A 17,859-nucleotide genomic window follows, 5' to 3' on the forward strand; every position below is an offset into this window, starting at 1 on the left:
GGGGGGCGAGGCGGGGCGGGGCGCGCGCCTACTCGACGGCGCGCAGCGCCGCGTAGAGGTCGGCGCGCGCGGCGAAGCCGCCGAGGTCGCTGCCCAGCAGCCGCTCGGCGTCCGCGACGCGCGCGCGCAGCGTGTGCCGGTGCATGCCGAGCTGGCGGGCGGCCACGTCGTACACGCCGTCGGCGTCGAGCCAGGTGCGCAGGACTCCCGGCAGCGCGGGGTCGGCCTCCGCCAGCGGGGCGAGAGCGGTCGCCGCGACGGCCCGGGCGTCGGGGGTGTGCAGGAGGGCGAGCATCCCCGCCGCCGCCACGTCGTCGAACGACGGCACCGGCTCGTCCGGTGTCGACCGTCGCGCGGCGACACCGGCCTGGGTCACCCCTGCGGCCAGGGCGTCGAGCGCGACGGGAGCGGACGAGCCGCCGCGCAGCTCGAAGCGCGCGGCGAGCCGGGCGACCGTCTCCGGGGCGGCGCCGACGACCACGAGCTCCTGGCCGTCGCGGGCGAAGAAGCCGTCGCCGTCGGCCTCCAGCCAGTCCGCGGCGGCGGCGCCCGCGGTGCCGCGCAGCACCGTCACGCGCACCGGGCCGTCCGGCAGCGCGCCGAGCACCGGCTCGGCGATCGTCTCCGCGAGCGCCCGCTCGCCGGCGAGGAGCGCGCGCCAGACGGCCGTGCGGAGCCTGGCCCGCGCGGCGTCGGTGGCGCGGCTCTGCTCGAGCGCCAGGCCCGCGAGCGCGACGACGCCGGTCACGACCTGCTGTGCGGCCTGGTCCAGCCCCTCCGACCCGACGGCGAGCACGCCGCGCAGGCGTCCGGCCGCGCCGAGAGTCTGCAGGGCGAACGGGCCGTCGTCCGTGCTCGCGGTCCCCGCCGCTCGCCGTCGGCTGCGCAGCAGCGGCTCGGCGGCCTCCGTCAGCGCCGTGCGCGCCGCAGCGTCGAGGGCTCCCGAGGGCGCGATGCGGTCGAGCGCCCCGTCCGCCCCGAACAGCGCGACGGGTCGCTCGATCTGGCGCGCGAGCTCGCCGAGCACGGCGCCGAGCGCGTCGGGCCGCAGCGCGGCGAGCGAGATCGCGCGGGAGGCGCGCAGCGCCCAGGTGTTGCGGGCGTAGGCGTCGGCCGCCACCCGGTCGGCGACGAAGCGGGCGACGGCGATGAACGGTGTGCGGTACGGCACTTCGAAGAGGGGGAGGCCGAGCCGGGCGCAGGCGTCGATCAGGGGGGCGGGGGTGGCCCGCACAACCTCGGTGCCGAAGCCGAGGCCGGCGATCCCGTGCGACACGAGCCGCGTCACGTACGGGTCGACGTCGTCGGGCGTGCCGGTGACCAGCAGCACCTGGCCGGGCGACAGGAACGGCGTGGGGTCGGGGAGGTCGGAGCTGTGCGCCCACGACAGCGGGGCGTCGAGGTCGCCGACGTCGGCCGGGGTGAGCAGGCGCAGGCCGAGCTCCGGTCGCGCGAGGAGCTGGGCGAGGGTCGCGGGCATCGGGCACTCCATCTGCCAGGGTGTCGAATCCAGTTTCTGAAATTGTACGGTCCGTCCAGGCGCTGGTCACGCCCCGCTCCTTACGATGCCGCCATGACCATCGTTTCTCCCGCCTCCGCAGCCCTCGTCGGCGGCCCCTCGCTCCCGCAGGAGCGCCGGCTCGTCACCCCCATCCCCGGACCGGAGTCGCGCAAGCGCGCCGAGCGCAAGGCGCAGGCCGTCGCCGCCGGTGTCGGCGCGACCATCCCGGTCTACACCGTCGCAGCGGGCGGGGGTGTGCTCGTCGACGTCGACGGCAACTCGCTCATCGACTTCGGCTCCGGCATCGCCGTGACCGGTGTGGGCAACGCCGCCCCGCGCATCGTCGAGGCCGTCACGCAGCAGGTCGCCGCGTTCACGCACACCTGCTTCACCGTCGCGCCCTACGACTCCTACGTCGACGTCGCCGAGGCGCTCAACCGGCTCACCCCCGGCGACTTCGTCAAGCGCAGCGCCCTCTTCAACTCGGGTGCGGAGGCCGTGGAGAACGCGGTCAAGATCGCCCGCCACTACACCGGCAAGCAGGCCGTCGTCGCGTTCGACCACGCGTACCACGGCCGCACCAACCTCACCATGGGCCTCACCGCCAAGAACCAGCCGTACAAGAACGGCTTCGGTCCGTTCGCGCCCGAGATCTACCGTGCGCCGCTCAGCTACCCGCTGCGCGACGGCGGCCTGTCCGGTGCCGAGGCGGCCAAGCGCGCCATCACGATGATCGAGAAGCAGATCGGCGCCGGCAACCTGGCCGCGGTCATCATCGAGCCGATCCAGGGCGAGGGCGGCTTCATCGTCCCGGCCGACGGCTTCCTCCCCGCTCTTCAGGAGTGGGCGAACGAGAACGGCGTCGTGTTCATCGCCGACGAGGTGCAGACCGGCTTCGCCCGCACCGGCACCATGTTCGCGTCCGAGCAGTTCGGCATCGTCCCCGACCTGATCGTCACCGCGAAGGGCATCGCCGGCGGCCTCCCGCTGTCGGCCGTCACCGGCCGCGCCGAGATCATGGACGCCCCGCAGGTCGGCGGCCTCGGCGGCACCTACGGCGGCAACCCGCTCGCCTGCGTCGCCGCGCTCGCCGCGATCGAGACCTACGAGCAGGAGGACCTCGCCGCGCGCGCCCGTGCCATCGGCGAGATCCTCTTCGAGAAGCTGGGCGCCCTCCGCGCCGCCGACCCGCGCGTCGCCGAGGTGCGCGGCAAGGGCGCGATGGTCGCCATCGAGCTCGTGGACCCGGAGACCGGGGAGCCGGACGCCGCCCTCACCTCGAAGGTCGCCTCCGCCGCACACGCCGCCGGCGTCGTGCTGCTGACCTGCGGCACCTTCGGCAACGTGATCCGTTTCCTGCCGCCGCTGAGCATCCCGGACCACCTCCTCATCGAGGGGCTCGACGTCGTCGCGGAGGCGGTGGCCAACGCATGAGCGCCGTCGACACCACCACGACCGCCGAGCTGACCGCCCGCGAGGCGGACCTGCTCTCCCGCGTTCCCAGCGGCCTGTTCATCGGCGGCGCCTGGGAGGAGGGCACCCGCCCGCAGATCCAGGTGCAGGACCCGGCCACCGGCCGCGTCATCAAGCGCATCGCCAACGCGACGCCCGAGGACGGCATCCGCGCCCTCGACGCCGCGGTCGCGGCACAGGAGGCCTGGGCGGCGACCCCGCCGCGCACCCGTGCCGAGATCCTGCGCAGGGCGTTCGACCTCCTCCAGGAGCGCCGTGACGACTTCGCGCTGCTGATGACGTTGGAGATGGGCAAGCCGCTGGCCGAGGCCAACGGCGAGGTCACCTACGGCGGCGAGTTCTTGCGCTGGTTCTCCGAGGAAGCCGTGCGCATCTCCGGTCGCTACGGGCAGAACCCGGAGGGCACGGGGACGATGGTCGTCTCGCAGCGTCCCGTCGGCCCGTGCTTCTTCATCACGCCGTGGAACTTCCCGCTGGCGATGGCGACGCGCAAGATCGCGCCGGCCCTGGCCGCGGGCTGCACGGTCGTCGTCAAGCCGGCCGAGCTGACCCCGCTGACCACGCTGTTCTTCGCGCAGCTGCTCGCCGACGCCGGCGTGCCGGCCGGAGTCGTGAACGTCGTGCAGACGAACACCTCCGGCGCGGTCTCCGCCCCGATCATCGCCGACCCGCGCCTCCGCAAGCTGTCGTTCACCGGGTCCACCCCGGTGGGCCGCGCCCTGCTCGCGCAGGCAGCCCAGAACGTGCTGCGCACCTCCATGGAGCTCGGCGGCAACGCGCCGTTCATCGTGTTCGAGGACGCCGACCTGGACAAGGCGGTGGAGGGTGCGATGCTCGCGAAGTACCGCAACATCGGCCAGGCCTGCACCGCCGCCAACCGGTTCATCGTGCACGAGTCGGTCGCCGACGAGTTCTCGCGGCGCGTGGCGGCGAAGGTCGCTGCGCTGCGCGTCGGCCCCGGCTCCGAGGACGGCGTCACCATCGGCCCGCTGATCGACGACCGCGCGGTCGCGACCATGCAGGCGCTCGTCGGCGACGCCGTCGAGCGCGGCGCCCGCGTCCTGACCGGAGGCAAGGCTCCCGAGCGCGACGGCTTCTTCTACGAGCCGACCGTGATCGTGGACGTTCAGCCCGGCTCCGAGATCCTCCGCGAGGAGATCTTCGGCCCCGTGCTGGCGATCACGACCTTCGCGACGGAGGACGAAGCCGTAGCGCGCGCCAACGAGACCGAGTACGGTCTGGTCGGCTACGTGTTCACGCAGGACCTCGCCCGCGGTCAGCGCATGATCGACCGGGTCGACACCGGGATGATGGGCCTCAACACCGGGCTCGTCTCCAACGCGGCCGCCCCGTTCGGCGGCGTGAAGCAGTCGGGCCTGGGACGCGAGGGCGGCCTCGAGGGCATCCACGAGTACCTGAGCACGAAGTACACGCTGATCCCCGCCTGATCCATCCCGCAACGCCGAACCCGAAAGAAGAGACCATGACCACCACTCAGCGCATCCTCGTGGGATACACGGCGACCCCGGCCGGCGAGGACGCCCTCGCCGCCGGCGCCGCGCTGGCCGGCTCCTTCGGAGCCGACCTCGATGTGGTCCTGGTGATGCCGGACACCTCCCGGCGCGGCAATGTGCCGAACGACCCCGCCTACGACGCACTCCTGCGCGACACCGCAGAGGGCTGGCTGGCGGACGCACGCACCCGCGTGCCGTCGTCGGTCGCCTTCAGCGGGCGGGTCGTCTTCGGCGACTCGCTCGCGGAGGGCCTGCTCGCCTCCGCCGAGGAGCTCGGCTCGACGCTGATCGTGGTCGGCGCCGCCCGTGGCGGCCTGCTCGGCCGGTTCACGGTCGGTTCGGTCGCGGGCGCGCTGCTGCACGCCTCGCCGATCCCCGTGCTGCTCGCTCCGGAGGGCTGGCGCGAGCACGCACCGCGGCTCACCCGGGTGACCAGCATGGTCGGCACGCGGGCGGGGGCGGAGGCCGTGCTCGCCACGGGTGAGCGGCTCTCGGCCGCGGCGGGCGTCCCGCTGCGGCTGGTGTCGCTGCTCGCGCTCGACCTCCCCGGCGACGCGCAGGCGCCGAAGCAGAACGTGGGGGAGCACCACGCGGCCACGGTGCTGGAGGAGGCCAGCGCGGCCACCGGCGTCGTCGCGACGGCGGTCGTGGCGAAGGGCGACACCATCCAGGATGCGATCTCGCGTCTGGACTGGCAGCCGGGGGAGGTCGTCGTGGTCGGTTCGAGCCGGCTGGCGCAGCCCTCCCGGCTGTTCCTCGGCTCGACGGCGGCGGCGATGCTGCGCGAGCTGCCGGTGCCGATGATCGTGGTGCCGCGGCCGGAGTGACGCTTTCTGCGACTTTTCTTAGTTGATTCTTAGTAAGGAAAGGCTTACCTTACAAACGAATCCGCTCAGCCCGTCGAAGCGGACGCTCCCCGCACGAAGGAATCCGCATGTCCCCCTTGGGTGTCGCCGCGCTCGGCGCCGTCGCCGGTCTCACGATCTTCCTCGGCCTCCCCGTCGGCCGGATCCGCTCCAACTCCGTCGGCCTCAAGACGGCCCTGAACGCGCTTGCGACCGGCATCCTGCTCTTCCTGCTCTGGGACGTGCTGTCCCAGGCCTGGGAGCCCGTCGACAAGGCGCTCTCGTCGCACCGGCTCGGCCCGGCGCTCGGGCAGGGACTGCTGATGGCCGCCTGCATCGGCGTCGGCCTCCTGAGCCTGACGTACGTCGACCGGTACATGAAGCGGCGCGCGCTGGCGCTGGCGTCGCCGATCCGGCCGCCGGCGGGCCTGGAGGGTGCGCGCCATGGGCACGGGTCGCATCCGACGCCGGCCGGTCCGGTCGGCGGAACGTCAGGTTCCAGAATCGGCGGCACCGCCACCACCACGGGCGTCGCCATCGTGGCGGCCACCGAGGCCGAGTCTCTGGCGGGAGCCCGCCGGCTCGCGCTCACGATCGCGATCGGGATCGGCCTCCACAACTTCGCGGAGGGCCTCGCGATCGGCACCGCCGCAGCACAGGGCGAGCTCGCGTTCGCTGTGCTCCTGATCATCGGGTTCGGGCTCCACAACGCCACGGAAGGTTTCGGGATCGTCGCGCCGCTGGGCGGCACGCGGCCGTCGTGGGGCTATCTCGCGCTGCTCGGCGTGATCGGCGGCGGCCCGACGTTCCTCGGTACGATCATCGGCCAGGCGTTCAGCAGTGACATCGTCTCGATCGCCTTCCTCGGCTTGGCCGCGGGCTCGATCCTGTACGTCGTCATCGAGCTGCTCGCCGTCGCGCGTCGCTCCGGGATGAAGACGCTCGTCGCCTGGTGCATCTTCGCGGGTCTCGTCGCCGGGTTCGCCACCGACGCGATCGTCACGGCGGGCGGCGCGTGAGCACGACCCCCTCCGCGACGCCGAGGTGATTCAGTAGGGTTGTCCCGCAGCCGAGAGGAAGGGCAGCCATGCGCCAGGTCGTCGATTTCGTGAACGTCTCCACCGAGGGCCTCGAGTCGAGCCCCGTCGCACCCGCCCTCGCGGGGCTGCGCGCGAACGAGTCGCGGTACTTCAAGAACAAGTACGACCACGACTTCGCGACGGCTCCAGCGGCCGAGGAGCAGGAGGCGCTCGACTGGGTCGCCCGCATCCTGAAGGACGAGCGCGACATCGTGATCGCCTCGCCTGCGCTCGAGGTCACGTCGTTCGAGGTCGACGGCATCCGCATGGCCTACGTGTTCTACGAGTCGGGCCTGTCGATCAACGTCATGTACACGATCGAAGACGCGGGCAAGCGCGCGGTCGGCTTCAAGCTGTCGGAGGGCATGGAGGTGCCGGAGGAGCTCTCGGCGTTCAAGTTCGCGCGCCAGAAGTCGAAGCTCGCCGGAACGATCCGCGGCTCCTATTTCGTCATCAAAGGCGAGTACTGAGGCCTGGCCGGCCGGGTCTCACGCCCCAGGGGCGATCTCCGCGGCCAGCTCGCGCTTGACGTCGTGCTCGATGAGCACCGGAATGAAGTCGCGCACGGGGGCGCCGGTGTACTCCAGGTGGCGCTGGTGCACGAGCTCCACGATGCGGTCTCGGGGCACCTTCGGGAATCGCTCCGCCAACCGGTCGACGGCGTGGCCGATGGCGACTTCTTCGTCGGTCTTCTCGCCGGGCGGCGAGACAAGGGTGACGTCGTCTTCGAGGGGCGGAAACGAGGTGGGAGGTGCATCGTCACTCATGGCAAGATTATGGTGCTCATGCCAGGGTGGAAGCTATGGATGAGATCGAGGTAGTGGTCGTCCGCGTCTTCACCGACCAGCGCGGCACGAACGGCAACGAGTTGGGGATCGTGACGAGCTCGCCCGCGACCGCCGGACGCGAGCAGGACATCGCCGCGGCCCTGGGGTTCAGCGAGACGGTCTTCATCGACGCGCTGGACGAGTCCGGCGGCATCGCGACCATCCGCATCTTCACGCCGGCCGCCGAGCTCCCCTTCGCCGGGCACCCGAGCGTCGGGACGGCGTGGTGGCTGGCGCACGAGCGCACCCCGGTCGGCGCCCTCGCCGAGAAGGCGGGCGACGTCGCGGTCTCGGTCGATCTGGACGCCGACGAGGCCGCCATCGACGCGCGCGCCGAGTGGGCTCCGGCCTTCACCTGGCTGCCGCTCGCCACCCCTGCCGACGTCGACGCGCTCGACCCGTTCTCCTTCACCGAGGGGCAGCACTACGCCTACGCGTGGATCGACGAGGCCGCCGGCACCCTGCGCGCGCGCATGTTCGCGCCGGCCATGGGCATCGTGGAGGACGAGGCGACCGGTGCCGCCGCTGTCGCCATCACCGCGAAACTCGGCCGTGCGCTGCGCATCACCCAGGGCGAAGGCTCCGAACTGGTGACCGAGCCGCTGGGCGAGGGCCTCATCCGGGTCGGCGGGACCGTCGTGTACGACCGCACCATCGACGCCACCCTGTGAGCGTCGAGCTCTTCGCGGTCGGTCGGCCCGGCGACGGTCTGACCGGAATCGCGGCGACCGATGACGGCGCCGTCTGGTTCGGCTTCGGCGACGCGGGCCGGGTGGGGCGCCGTGCCGCCGACGGCACAGTCGACCTCGTCGACCTGGGCGAGGGCGCGCAGCCGGTCGGGGTGAGCCCGGCGACGGAGGACACGGTCTGGGTGGTCGACAGCGCGGGCGACCGCCTGGTGCATCTCGGTCCCGGTCCGCGTGTGGTCGGCGAGACTGCCGTCCCTTCGGCGAATGCCCTGCCCCTCGACGTGGTGACCCTCCCCGACGGCACGACGTGGTTCACCGAGCAGTTCGGCGCGGCGCTCGGCCGCATCGACATCCTCGGTCGCGTCGAGGAATTCCCGGTCGGCGCGGAAGGCGGTCCCTCGGGGATCACCGCCTCCGGCGACAGCATCTGGTTCTCGCTGCAGGGGCACCGGCCCGCGCTGGGGCATGTGCGCGGCGGGGACGCAGCGATCGAGCTCGTCGAGCTTCCCCTGGGCTCCGGTCCGCTCGGCGTGACGGTCGCCGACGACGGCTCCGTGTGGACGGCGCTGCACGCGGTCGACGCTCTGGCGCGGGTCGACCGCGATCGGTCGGTCGCCGTCGTGCCGCTCGACGAGGGTGCGGGCCCGTACGCGGTGGTCGCTGACGACCGTGGGGGAGTCTGGGCGTCGCTGTGGGGAGCCGATGCGCTCGTCCGCGTGGCGGCCTCCGGTGCGACCGAGCGGGTGCAGCTGGCCGCCGGCTCGGGACCGCGCGGCCTCGCCGTCGCGGCCGACGGCGCGGTCTGGGCTGCGCTGGCGTCGGGCGAGCTCGCCCGTGTCGCTCGCTGATTCCGTCGGCAACGGAGGAGATCCATCCGCCGAGACCGCTGAAACGCAGCGAACGGAGGAGATCGCGGCCGGTACCGGCCGGATCTCCTCCGTTCGCGTCAGCGCCGGGGTCGCCTACTCGGCGACCCCCACGTACTCCGCCGCCTCGTCGGCATCCGCGACCCCGGCCTCCAGCCGCCGGCGCAGCGCCACCCCGAGTCCGGCGTCCACGTTGGTCCAGTACTGGATGGCGCGCTCGCGGATGTCCTCCCGGGTCACTCCGCCGACCGCGCCCGCGATCGTGTCCAGGAAGCGCTCGCGCGCCGCGTCGTCGAAGACCTCGCGGTAGAGGGTTCCGGCCTGGCCGAAGTCGTCGTCCTCCGCGTGCAGGGTCGCCGCAGCGCGCACGAGCGCGCCGTCCGACTCCCACGAGCCCTCGCCCGCCGCCGCGGCGGAGGCCGACGGTCCGCCGAAGGAGTTCGGCGCGTACACCGGCGCGGTCGCCGGCTTGAAGCCGTGCCGCGCGGCGCCGTCCTGCGAGTAGTTGTGGACAGGCGCGATCGGTGCGTTGACCGGGAGCTCGTTGTAGTTGGTGCCGACGCGGTAGCGCTGGGCGTCGGGGTACGAGAAGACGCGCGCCATCAGCATCTTGTCCGGGCTGATGTCGATGCCGGGAACGGTGTTGGCCGGTGAGAACGCCGCCTGCTCGATCTGCGCGAAGAAGTTCTCCGGGTTCTCGTTCAGGGTGTGCACGCCGACCTCGATCAGCGGGTAGTCGGTGTGCGGCCAGACCTTGGTGAGATCGAACGGGTTGAAGCGGTAGGTCTTCGCGTCCTCGTACGGCATCACCTGCACACTCACCCTCCAGGCGGGGAAGTCGCCGCGCTCGATGGCCTCGTAGAGGTCACGGCGGTAGTAGTCGGCGTCCTCGCCTGCGATCCGTTCGGCCTCGGCGCCGTGCATCTCCTCGTTGCCCTGGAGAGCGTGGAAGTGGTACTTGACCCAGAAGCGCTCGCCTGCCGCGTTGATCCACTGGTAGGTGTGCGATCCGTAACCGGGCATGGTGCGCCACGAGCGCGGCAGGCCGCGGTCGCCCATCAGGTAGGTGACCTGGTGCGCCGACTCGGGCGACAGGGTCCAGAAGTCCCACTGCATGTCGGCGTCGCGGAGGCCGGAGCCGGGCAGGCGCTTCTGCGAGTGGATGAAGTCGGGGAACTTGATGCCGTCGCGGATGAAGAACACCGGGGTGTTGTTTCCGACGATGTCGTAGTTGCCCTCGGTTGTGTAGAACTTCACCGAGAACCCGCGCACGTCGCGCCAGGTGTCGGGGGAGCCCTGCTCGCCCGCGACCGACGAGAACCGCTGCACGGTTCGGGTGGTGGCGCCAGGCTGGAACACGGCGGCCTTCGTGTAGGCGGTCACGTCGCCGGTGACGACGAACTCGCCGAACGCCCCGCCGCCCTTGGCGTGCACGATCCGCTCCGGGATCCGCTCGCGGTTGAACTGGGCGAGCTTCTCAACGAGATACCGGTCGTGCAGTGCGGTGACGCCGTCCTGCCCTGCCGTCAGCGAGTGCGCGTCGCTGCCGACCGGAGTGCCGGTCTGGGTGGTCGTGTGATTCTGCGTCATGGTTCTCCTAACCTCATTCGGCGCGCGGCGGGGCTGTCGCCGCGCGCTCCTGACAGGACGGGCACAGACCCCAGAACGTCACCTCGGCCGTGTCGACCACGAATCCGCCGGCATCCGAGGGATGCAGGCAGGGGGCGTGGCCCACGACGCAGTCGACGTCCGCGACCGCCCCGCACGACGTGCAGACGACGTGGTGGTGGTTGTCGCCGACGCGGCGCTCGTAGAGAGCCGGCGAGTGCGCCGGCTCGATCCGGCGCAGGAGGCCGGCGGCCGTGAGGTCGCCGAGCACATTGTGGATGTTCTGGATCGAGGTGCCGGGCAGTGCGGGTAACACCGCTCGGTACACCGTCTCCGCATCCACGTGGGGGTGCGCGCCGAGCACGCGGAGAACGGCGAGCCGCCCCTGCGTGACACGGAGCCCGGACGTGCGGAGCGCGTCCGAGTGCAGTGCCGTGTCCATGGCTCCACGCTATCGGTTCTGTTTTGATTAACTCAAAACACGCGGGCATCCCGGGCGTGGCGAGGGTCTCAGCGCAGGATGGACTCCAGCTTCTTGCCCCGCGCCACTTCGTCGACGAGCTTGTCCATGTACCGCAGCTTCTGCATGAGCGGGTCCTCGATCTCCTCCACCCGCACGCCGCAGACGACACCGGTGATGAGGGAGGCGCGCGGGTTCGGCAGGGGAGCCTCCTCGAGGAAGGTCTGGAGGTCGACGCCGCTCGAGATCGCCGCCGCGAGCCCCTGCTCGTCGTAGCCGGTCAGCCAGCGCACCACCGTGTCGACGTCCGAGGCGCTGCGGCCCTTGCGCTCGACCTTGGCGACGTAGAGCGGATAGATGCTCGCGAAGCTCGACGCGAAGATCTTGTGCATGCCCTCCAGGGTAGTCCCGCACGATGCCCGGCGCCCGAGTGTCGCATGTCTGTCCCATACTCTTTCATGAGACATATCGACGACGACGGGGGAAGGCGGTCCATGAGGCAGGGGTTCGATGTCGAGGCGCTGGGAGTCGGGCTGCGCGTCGAGGCCGCCGGGATGTCCCGAGCCGACTTCCGCCGGCTGCGCGCCCAGTGGCGTCGGGTCTCCGGCGTGACCGCGCCGTCGACGACGATCTCGGTCGACGTGGGAGAGGGCGCCTCCGACGCCGACGTGGTCGGTCGGGACGTCGACGACGTCAGCGTCACCCTGCGGCAGACGATCAACCTCCTGGCGATCGAACGCCGTCGGCACGACCTCCTCATGCTGCACGCCGCCGGCTTGGCCGATCCGGCGACGGGCGATGTCATCGCACTGATCGGCCCCTCCGGCGCGGGCAAGACCACGGCCGCATCGTCGCTCGGAACCGCGCTGGGCTACGTGTCGGATGAGACGGTCGCCGTTGACATCGACGGCGCCGTGCATCCGTTCCCCAAGCCGCTCGCACTCAAACAGCAGGACAGTCTCCTCAAGCGGATCGTCGGGCCCGATGCCCTCGGTCTGGCGGAGGTGCGGCGGCCGCTCCGGCTCACCCGCCTCGCGCTCCTCGATCGCCACGACGAGTATGTGACCCCGGCGGTCGCGACCGTGGGCCTGGACGAGGCTCTCAGTCGGATCGTCGAGCAGACCAGCTACCTGGGGGCGCTCCCCGGAGCGCTGCGGCGTCTCGAGGCCCTCGTGCGCGTCTCCGGCGGCGTCCATGTGATCCGCTATCACCACGCCGCCGACCTGGTCGAGCCGGTGTCGGAGCTGCTGCGACGGCCTGCCGCGCACCTTCCACTCGCGAAGGTCCGCGACGCGGACGCTCCGGCGGTGGCTCCCCGCCCCATCGCGCCCGGAGCGTACACGCGCGCGCACGTCGACGACTGGATCGAGGTCGGAGGTGAGGTCATCGTCCTGGCCGATGGCAAGGTCTCCCGGTTCTCGCCGCTCGGGTCGGTGCTCTGGGGGGAGCTGCAGACCCCGTCGTCGCTCGACGGCCTGGTCGCCCGCGCCGAGGCCGCCTTCGGGCCGGCACCCGACGGCTCGGCCCGGAACACCACCCAGGCCGTGCTCGACGAGCTCGCCGATGCCGGACTCGTCCGACGCCTCGGCTCGGACGAAAGCCTGGGTGATAACGACGTGGAGCGACGAGGCGAGCCGCTACCGCGATCGTGACCGCAGGCGCGTCTCCTCGATATCGAGCATCGACTGCGCCTCGCTGAGGATGCGAGACGGGTACGCGCCGCGCGCACGTTCCTCCAGAAGGCGGTCGCGTTCGGCGTCGACCACCGCGAGCCGGAGGGTCCGGTAGACGTGGTGCGGGCGACTCCCGGGAGGGGCGTCGTCGAGGACGATGCGCTCCCACGCCGCCTCCGCCCGCAGGTACGTGGTCTGGCGCACCCGCTCGACCACCTCGGGGTCGACGGGTGTCGGTGTGCCCGCCGCGGTCTCCGGGTCGTCGAGTACGGCGAGGCCCGCCTCGCTCAGGTCGTCGAGCAGCCGGGCGAGGAGTCGCCGGTCGTCCTTCACGTCGACGCCCTGCAAACCCAGCAATTTGATCAGCCACGGCAGGGTTCCGCCCTGGACCACCAGGCTCACGAACGCGACGGTGAACGCGATCAGGATGAGCTGGGGCCGGTAGGGGATGTTGTCGGGCAACGACTGCGCGGCCGCGAGGGTGACGACGCCGCGCATCCCGGACCAGCCGAGCACCACGCCACCCTTCCAGTCGATCGCCTCCTGGCGGAACTCCTCCAGGTCGCTGCGGTGCCGCGTGTAGCGCATCTCCGCGCGTTGTTTTCGCTGGGCCTGCCAGCGGTAGCGCACAGGATGGTCACGGAAATAGCTGATCATCAGCCATTCCCGCAGCACGTGCTTCTCTGCGCGTTCGCCACGTCTTCGGAGGAAGAAGATCAGCGGGCCGATGAGCACGAAGCGGATGACGACGAGGGAGGCCATCGCGATCAGGCCGATGCCGACGGCGTCCCACACGCTCAGGATCTCGGGGTGCTCCACGTCGGCCACGAGCGTGCGCAGTTCGAGGCCGATGAGCAGGAAGACGCCGTTCTCGAGCAGGAACTGGATGGTGCGCCAGTTGATCTGGTCGCTGATCCTGGCCTGGGCGCTGAACTGCCGTGGGGCCGCGTGCCCGGTGTAGAGGCCGGTGATGACGACCGCGAGGACGCCCGACCCGTGCAGCGCCTCCGTCGGCGCGAACGCGGCGAACGGGACGACGACCGACAGGGCGGTGTCGAGCACCGGGTCGTTCAGCTTCGAGCGCACCCACACCGAGACGAACCCGACGACGAGTCCGATCACCAGCGCGATGATGACGGCCGAGAAGAAGTCGAGCACGCCCGCGATCGGCGTCGCCAGGGCGCCGACCGCCGCCGCGAGCGCCGTGCGCAGCAGCACCAGCGCGGTGGCGTCGTTGACGAGCCCCTCGCCCTCCAGCACCGTCAACAGGCGCGGCGGGAGGCCGAGCTTGCGGCCGATGGAGGTCGCCGCGACCGCGTCGGGCGGGCTGATGATGGCGCCGAGGGCGATCGCAGCGGCGAGGTTGAGGTCGGGCAGCATCGTGTACAGCACGAAGCCGGAGGCGAACGCGGTGACCACGACCAGGAACACGGAGAGGCCGGCGATCGGCGCGAGGTTCCTGCGGAAGTCGGTGAGCGGGACGCTGATGGCAGCGGCATACAGGATCGGGGGCAGCAGACCGTCGAGGATGATCTCCGGAGGGACGTCGATCTCCGGAACCCCCGGCAGCCCGGAGAGCGTGACGCCGACGATCACGAGAATGATGGGCGCGGCGACGCCGAGCTTGCGGGCGAAGGCGGCTACACCGACGATCACCGCGACGGCGATCACCGCATAGACACCGAGCTCCATCCCTCAAGCCTAGGGAACGCGAGCGGCCTGTCTGAACACTCCCTCAGGTTCAGGAGGCCGGCAGCGGGCGGGCGCGCAGGCCGTCGATCGCCATCGCGACGACCCTGTCGCGCTGCTCGTCGTCGTCGAATGCGACGCCCGCGACGCCGGACACCATGCGGATGACGTCGCCGATGCTGGCGTCCGCCCGCAGCTCGCCGGCCTCCTGGGCGCGGCGAACGAGCGGCTCTCCAGCGTCGTAGAGGGAGGTGCGGCAGCTGAGCAGGACGGGGGAGTCCTTGTTGAGGCCCTCCAGCAGCGCCTTCTTGGTGCCGACGTAGAGGAGGAAGCGACGCAGCCAGGCCTGCACGGCGTCCCACGGTTCGAGGGACGCTGCGTCGTCCGCCGCGCGCACGACGGCCTCCACTTCTTCGACGTAGACGGCCTCGACGAGGGCGTCGCGGGTGGGGAAGTTGCGGTAGAGGGTTCCGATGCCGACTCCGGCGCGCCGCGCGATGTCCTCGAGGGAGGCGCCGGCGCCGTCGGCCGCGAACGCCTCGCGCGCCGCGGCGAGCAGTGCGTCGAAGTTGCGTCGGGCGTCGGCGCGCTGGGGGCGCGCGATCAGAGGCTGGGCGATGTCGGTGCCGGTCACGGCGGCGGGTCCTTCCGGGGAATGTCGAAACTGAGGGTTGCGAAGCGGAGGCACCCTCCGGTAGTGTCTTTCCTGTAACCGGAGGCAGCCTCCGATCGGAGCCTCCCTCCAATTGTAGCTCTCCGCAGAGAAAAGTTCACCCGGTCGGCCATCTGCCGGCCTCCCCTTCGAGAAGAGGAAGTACGTAGCCGTGTCTCGATCCCGTCCCTCCGCCACCTTCGCCGTTCTGGCACTCAGCGTGGCCTCCTTCGCGACCCTCCAGTCGCTCGTCGTCCCCGTCCTCCCAGTGATCCAGCAGGACCTCCACACCACCACCGCCGGCGTCACCTGGACCATGACCGCCTGGTTGATCGCCGCGGCGGTCGCGACGCCCCTGCTCGGCCGCGTCGGCGACCTCGTCGGCAAGCGCCGCGTGTTCGTGCTCGCGCTGCTGGCCGTCGCGGTCGGCAGCATCATCGCCGCCGTCGCCCCCAGCATCGGCGTCCTCATCGCCGGCCGGGTCGTGCAAGGTCTCGGCGGGGCCATGTTCCCGCTCGCGTTCGGCATCATCCGCGACGAATTCCCCGCGCACCGGCTGCCGTCGGCGATCGGCGCGATCGCGTCGATCATCGCCGTGGGCAGCGGGCTCGGGACCGTGCTCGCCGGGCCGCTCGCCGACGTCCTCAGCTGGCGCGGCCTGTTCCTGGTCCCCGTCGCCCTCACCGTGACCGCGGCCGTGCTGGCTCTCGCCATCGTCCCCGAGTCGCCCACGCGGGCGACGGGAGGCGTCAACCCGTGGTCGGCTGCGCTGCTGTCCGGCTGGCTCATCGCCCTCCTGCTGCCGCTCAGCACCGGCGCCCAGTGGGGCTGGTCGTCGCCCGTGGTGATCGCGCTGTTCGCGCTCGCCGCCCTGCTTCTCGCGGCCTGGGTCGTCGTGGAGCTGCGCTCGCGGCACCCGTTGGTCGACATGCGGCTCATGCGTGAGCCGGGCGTCTGGTCCATGAACGCCGCCGCCGTGTTCATCGGCGCCGCCATGTTCGCGGTGTTCGCGTTCTTCCCGCGCTTCGTGCAGACTCCGGTATCCACCGGCTACGGGCTCGGCGCGAGCGTCGCCGAGTCGGGGCTGCTGATGCTCCCGATGCTCGTGACGATGGCGGTGACCGGCTTCGTGAGCGGACCGCTCGAGCGCTGGCTGGGCTTCCGCATGCAGATCGTGGTCGCCGCGGTCGTGATGGCGGCGTCGAGTCTGTCGCTGGCGTTCCTCCACGGCTCGCTGTTCGCCGTCGCCGCCGCATCCGGCGTGTTCGGGATCGGCCTCGGCCTGATCTACGCGGCCATCACCAGCGTGGTGGTGCAGAGCGTCCCCGCGACGCAGACCGGGATCGCGAGCGGCATGAACGCCAACCTCCGCACCGTCGGCTCGGCCATCGGCGCCGCCGTGATGACGGCACTGGTGACCGGAACGATCGGCGCGGGCGGACTCCCCGCCGAGTCGGGCTACACCGAGGGCTTCGCGACGGCCGGCGTGCTGGCCTTCGGTGCGGCAGTGGTCACGGTGGCGGCGGCGGTCGTGATCCGCTCGCGAGCCGGCCGCGCGGCGGTCGCCGCCGACCTCACGGCCGTGGCAGGCCTGGCCCGCCTCGACGCGGAGGCCCGCGTCGCCGCGGCGGAGCCGCTGCGCACGGCTGCGGCCGGTGGCGTCGTGGCGGCGGAGCCGCTGCGGGTGGCGGTGGCTGGAAGCGTCGCCGCGGCGGAGCCGCTGAGGGTGGCTGCGGCGGGAAGCGTCGCCGCGGAAGGGGGCGCTGCGGCTGAGCCGCTTCGCGCGTCCCGCGCCGCGGTCGAGGCCGCCGAGATGGCGCGCCTGATCGCGAAGGTGGAGGCCGAGCGTCCCACCGAGCCGGCCACCTCCGCCGCATAGCGCGTCGCCAACGGAGGAGATCGCCCCAGCCGGAGGCCCCATCGCAGCTACCGGAGGAGATCGGCGCGCACCGCGTGCCGATCTCCTCCCATAGCCACCGACCCCCGCCGACCCTTCGCCGCCGGTCGGCAACGGAGGAGTTTGCGCGGCGATGCGGTCGGATCTCCTCCGTTAGCCTCCCGGGTGCGGCGTGGCGCCGCCGATCTCCTCCGTTGCCGACCGCAACTCCGGAGATCTGATTGCGGGACCGGAAGTTTCGTCGGTAGTTCCGGAGATCTGCTCGCGGTAGCGGCGTTGGTCCATGACTCCGGAGATTCGTGAGTGGGGCGGTCGGCTTGTCCGTTGTTCCGGAGATGCTGGTGCGGGACGTCGAGTGCCCGTATCTCCGGTGACTTGGGCGGGACGGGGGCGTGCCCTCGGCGGTCGGTAACTCCGGAGCTCGGTCCGGGATGGGCTCGGATGTCCGGATGAACGGACATCCGAGCGGCGTGTCGTGGCCCTCTCCGGAATTGGCGACGCAGCCGGCCCCGAGCCGCACCTCACCCGCGCGCAGCCGCCTCGCTGCGCCAGCGCGCGAGCAGCCCCCACGGGTCGGGCGGCAGCGACGCGACGTGTGCTAGCAGCACGTCGTCGGTCTCGAACCACTCGGTTCCGGGGATGCGCAGCGCGGCGAACTGCGCGTGCCGCTGCTGCTCCAGCCTGCGGTCGCCGCGCTCGAACGCGAGCACCTCGTCGTGCGGGAGGCTGGCGAACCGCTGAGCGGGATTGGCGGACGTGCCGATCTTGATCCGGTCGCGGAACCGCAGGTAGTAGACGACATCCACTCGGGAGGCGGCGGCCCCGTCGGGCGGCAGCTCGCCCACCCGCCATTCGCACACGGCGCACAGCCACCCCGACGGGTACCGCACCCCGAGCCGCGACCCGCAGAACGCGCACGGCGACGGCAGCAGGTCCGTCTGGCCGTACTCCGCCTCCACCCACTCGTGAGCCTCGAGCAGGTGCGTCAGGCACAGCGCGATCGGCGCTCCGGGATGTGCGGGAGCGCCGCACAGGGAGCACGACGCGGTCACACCGCGACGGTACTGCCGGCCGCCGACAGCGGAC

General features: G+C 71.8%; 17 protein-coding genes. 9 read left to right on the forward strand and 8 right to left on the reverse strand.

Going from position 1 to position 17,859, the window contains the following annotated elements:
• Window positions 1–28 precede the first annotated feature (28 nt).
• A complete protein-coding gene (locus tag JNB50_RS15300; protein WP_208041051.1) occupies window positions 29–1,480 on the reverse strand; it encodes a PucR family transcriptional regulator in 1,452 nt (483 codons plus the stop codon).
• A 93-nt stretch (window positions 1,481–1,573) separates the two neighbouring features.
• Between JNB50_RS15300 and gabT the strand changes: the two genes are divergently transcribed.
• From gabT to JNB50_RS15325, 5 genes are all read left to right on the forward strand, one after another.
• On the forward strand, window positions 1,574–2,935 hold the full coding sequence (gene gabT, locus JNB50_RS15305) for a 4-aminobutyrate--2-oxoglutarate transaminase (protein ID WP_208041052.1): 1,362 nt from the start codon (window positions 1,574–1,576) through the stop codon (window positions 2,933–2,935).
• Window positions 2,932–4,422, forward strand: a complete 1,491-nt coding sequence (locus JNB50_RS15310; protein ID WP_208041053.1) for an NAD-dependent succinate-semialdehyde dehydrogenase — start codon at window positions 2,932–2,934, stop codon at window positions 4,420–4,422. Before gabT ends, JNB50_RS15310 begins: the two co-directional genes overlap by 4 nt.
• A 35-nt stretch (window positions 4,423–4,457) precedes the next feature.
• On the forward strand, window positions 4,458–5,315 hold the full coding sequence (locus tag JNB50_RS15315; protein WP_208041054.1) for a universal stress protein: 858 nt from the start codon (window positions 4,458–4,460) through the stop codon (window positions 5,313–5,315).
• 107 nt (window positions 5,316–5,422) lie between these two features.
• A complete protein-coding gene (locus tag JNB50_RS15320) occupies window positions 5,423–6,352 on the forward strand; it encodes a ZIP family metal transporter (RefSeq protein WP_208041055.1) in 930 nt (309 codons plus the stop codon).
• 68 nt (window positions 6,353–6,420) lie between these two features.
• A complete protein-coding gene (locus JNB50_RS15325; RefSeq protein ID WP_208041056.1) occupies window positions 6,421–6,882 on the forward strand; it encodes a phage tail protein in 462 nt (153 codons plus the stop codon).
• An 18-nt stretch (window positions 6,883–6,900) separates the two neighbouring features.
• On the opposite strand, the gene JNB50_RS15330 is transcribed toward JNB50_RS15325, so the two are convergent.
• Entirely contained in the window at window positions 6,901–7,179 is a 279-nt protein-coding gene (locus JNB50_RS15330) for a three-helix bundle dimerization domain-containing protein (protein WP_243768536.1), read from the reverse strand.
• Between the two features lie 35 nt (window positions 7,180–7,214).
• Here JNB50_RS15330 and JNB50_RS15335 point away from each other — a divergent pair, with 35 nt between their 5' ends.
• Both JNB50_RS15335 and JNB50_RS15340 read left to right on the forward strand, forming a co-directional pair.
• Complete coding sequence (locus tag JNB50_RS15335) at window positions 7,215–7,910, forward strand: PhzF family phenazine biosynthesis protein (RefSeq protein WP_208041057.1); 696 nt, start codon at window positions 7,215–7,217, stop codon at window positions 7,908–7,910.
• Window positions 7,907–8,776 (forward strand): hypothetical protein, encoded by an 870-nt coding sequence (locus JNB50_RS15340; protein WP_208041058.1) that lies wholly within the window; start codon window positions 7,907–7,909, stop codon window positions 8,774–8,776. The genes JNB50_RS15335 and JNB50_RS15340 overlap by 4 nt, the downstream gene beginning before the upstream one ends.
• 114 nt (window positions 8,777–8,890) lie before the next feature.
• Here the strand turns inward: JNB50_RS15340 and JNB50_RS15345 are convergent, their stop codons facing one another.
• From JNB50_RS15345 to JNB50_RS15355, 3 genes are all read right to left on the reverse strand, one after another.
• Window positions 8,891–10,384 (reverse strand): catalase, encoded by a 1,494-nt coding sequence (locus JNB50_RS15345; protein WP_208041059.1) that lies wholly within the window; start codon window positions 10,382–10,384, stop codon window positions 8,891–8,893.
• 13 nt (window positions 10,385–10,397) lie between these two features.
• Window positions 10,398–10,844, reverse strand: coding sequence for a Fur family transcriptional regulator (locus JNB50_RS15350; RefSeq protein WP_208041060.1), 447 nt, complete (start codon window positions 10,842–10,844; stop codon window positions 10,398–10,400).
• Window positions 10,845–10,912: 68 nt separating this feature from the next.
• Complete coding sequence (locus JNB50_RS15355) at window positions 10,913–11,254, reverse strand: DUF2200 domain-containing protein (protein WP_208041061.1); 342 nt, start codon at window positions 11,252–11,254, stop codon at window positions 10,913–10,915.
• 102 nt (window positions 11,255–11,356) lie between these two features.
• On the opposite strand from JNB50_RS15355, the gene JNB50_RS15360 reads away from it, so the two are divergent.
• Window positions 11,357–12,514, forward strand: a complete 1,158-nt coding sequence (locus tag JNB50_RS15360) for a PqqD family peptide modification chaperone (RefSeq protein ID WP_208041062.1) — start codon at window positions 11,357–11,359, stop codon at window positions 12,512–12,514.
• On the opposite strand, the gene JNB50_RS15365 is transcribed toward JNB50_RS15360, so the two are convergent.
• Together JNB50_RS15365 and JNB50_RS15370 are read right to left on the reverse strand one after the other, a co-directional pair.
• Window positions 12,500–14,227 carry a sodium:proton antiporter gene (locus JNB50_RS15365; protein WP_208041063.1) on the reverse strand — a complete coding sequence of 576 codons (1,728 nt, stop codon included), beginning with the start codon at window positions 14,225–14,227 and terminating at the stop codon, window positions 12,500–12,502. The genes JNB50_RS15360 and JNB50_RS15365 overlap by 15 nt on opposite strands.
• Window positions 14,228–14,276: 49 nt before the next feature.
• A complete protein-coding gene (locus tag JNB50_RS15370; protein WP_208041064.1) occupies window positions 14,277–14,858 on the reverse strand; it encodes a TetR/AcrR family transcriptional regulator in 582 nt (193 codons plus the stop codon).
• A 190-nt stretch (window positions 14,859–15,048) separates the two neighbouring features.
• Here JNB50_RS15370 and JNB50_RS15375 point away from each other — a divergent pair, with 190 nt between their 5' ends.
• Window positions 15,049–16,755 carry an MFS transporter gene (locus tag JNB50_RS15375; RefSeq protein ID WP_208041065.1) on the forward strand — a complete coding sequence of 569 codons (1,707 nt, stop codon included), beginning with the start codon at window positions 15,049–15,051 and terminating at the stop codon, window positions 16,753–16,755.
• A 539-nt stretch (window positions 16,756–17,294) separates the two neighbouring features.
• On the opposite strand, the gene JNB50_RS15380 is transcribed toward JNB50_RS15375, so the two are convergent.
• Complete coding sequence (locus JNB50_RS15380) at window positions 17,295–17,825, reverse strand: GIY-YIG nuclease family protein (RefSeq protein ID WP_208041066.1); 531 nt, start codon at window positions 17,823–17,825, stop codon at window positions 17,295–17,297.
• Between the last annotated feature and the right edge of the window lie 34 nt (window positions 17,826–17,859).

Origin of the sequence: Leifsonia sp. TF02-11 (assembly GCF_017565305.1) — a bacterium.
Taxonomy (GTDB): Bacteria; Actinomycetota; Actinomycetes; order Actinomycetales; family Microbacteriaceae; genus Leifsonia.

Excerpts from the sequence above, each read along its gene's own strand:
- JNB50_RS15365 (WP_208041063.1), bottom strand. The coding sequence starts at position 14,227 with ATGGAGCTCGGTGTCTATGCGGTGATCGCCGTCGCGGTGATCGTCGGT.
- JNB50_RS15310 (WP_208041053.1), top strand. The coding sequence starts at position 2,932 with ATGAGCGCCGTCGACACCACCACGACCGCCGAGCTGACCGCCCGCGAG.
- JNB50_RS15335 (WP_208041057.1), top strand. The coding sequence starts at position 7,215 with ATGGATGAGATCGAGGTAGTGGTCGTCCGCGTCTTCACCGACCAGCGC.
- JNB50_RS15315 (WP_208041054.1), top strand. The coding sequence starts at position 4,458 with ATGACCACCACTCAGCGCATCCTCGTGGGATACACGGCGACCCCGGCC.
- JNB50_RS15300 (WP_208041051.1), bottom strand. The coding sequence starts at position 1,480 with ATGCCCGCGACCCTCGCCCAGCTCCTCGCGCGACCGGAGCTCGGCCTG.
- gabT (WP_208041052.1), top strand. The coding sequence starts at position 1,574 with ATGACCATCGTTTCTCCCGCCTCCGCAGCCCTCGTCGGCGGCCCCTCG.
- JNB50_RS15330 (WP_243768536.1), bottom strand. The coding sequence starts at position 7,179 with ATGAGTGACGATGCACCTCCCACCTCGTTTCCGCCCCTCGAAGACGAC.
- JNB50_RS15350 (WP_208041060.1), bottom strand. The coding sequence starts at position 10,844 with ATGGACACGGCACTGCACTCGGACGCGCTCCGCACGTCCGGGCTCCGT.
- JNB50_RS15345 (WP_208041059.1), bottom strand. The coding sequence starts at position 10,384 with ATGACGCAGAATCACACGACCACCCAGACCGGCACTCCGGTCGGCAGC.
- JNB50_RS15355 (WP_208041061.1), bottom strand. The coding sequence starts at position 11,254 with ATGCACAAGATCTTCGCGTCGAGCTTCGCGAGCATCTATCCGCTCTAC.
- JNB50_RS15320 (WP_208041055.1), top strand. The coding sequence starts at position 5,423 with ATGTCCCCCTTGGGTGTCGCCGCGCTCGGCGCCGTCGCCGGTCTCACG.
- JNB50_RS15360 (WP_208041062.1), top strand. The coding sequence starts at position 11,357 with ATGAGGCAGGGGTTCGATGTCGAGGCGCTGGGAGTCGGGCTGCGCGTC.
- JNB50_RS15325 (WP_208041056.1), top strand. The coding sequence starts at position 6,421 with ATGCGCCAGGTCGTCGATTTCGTGAACGTCTCCACCGAGGGCCTCGAG.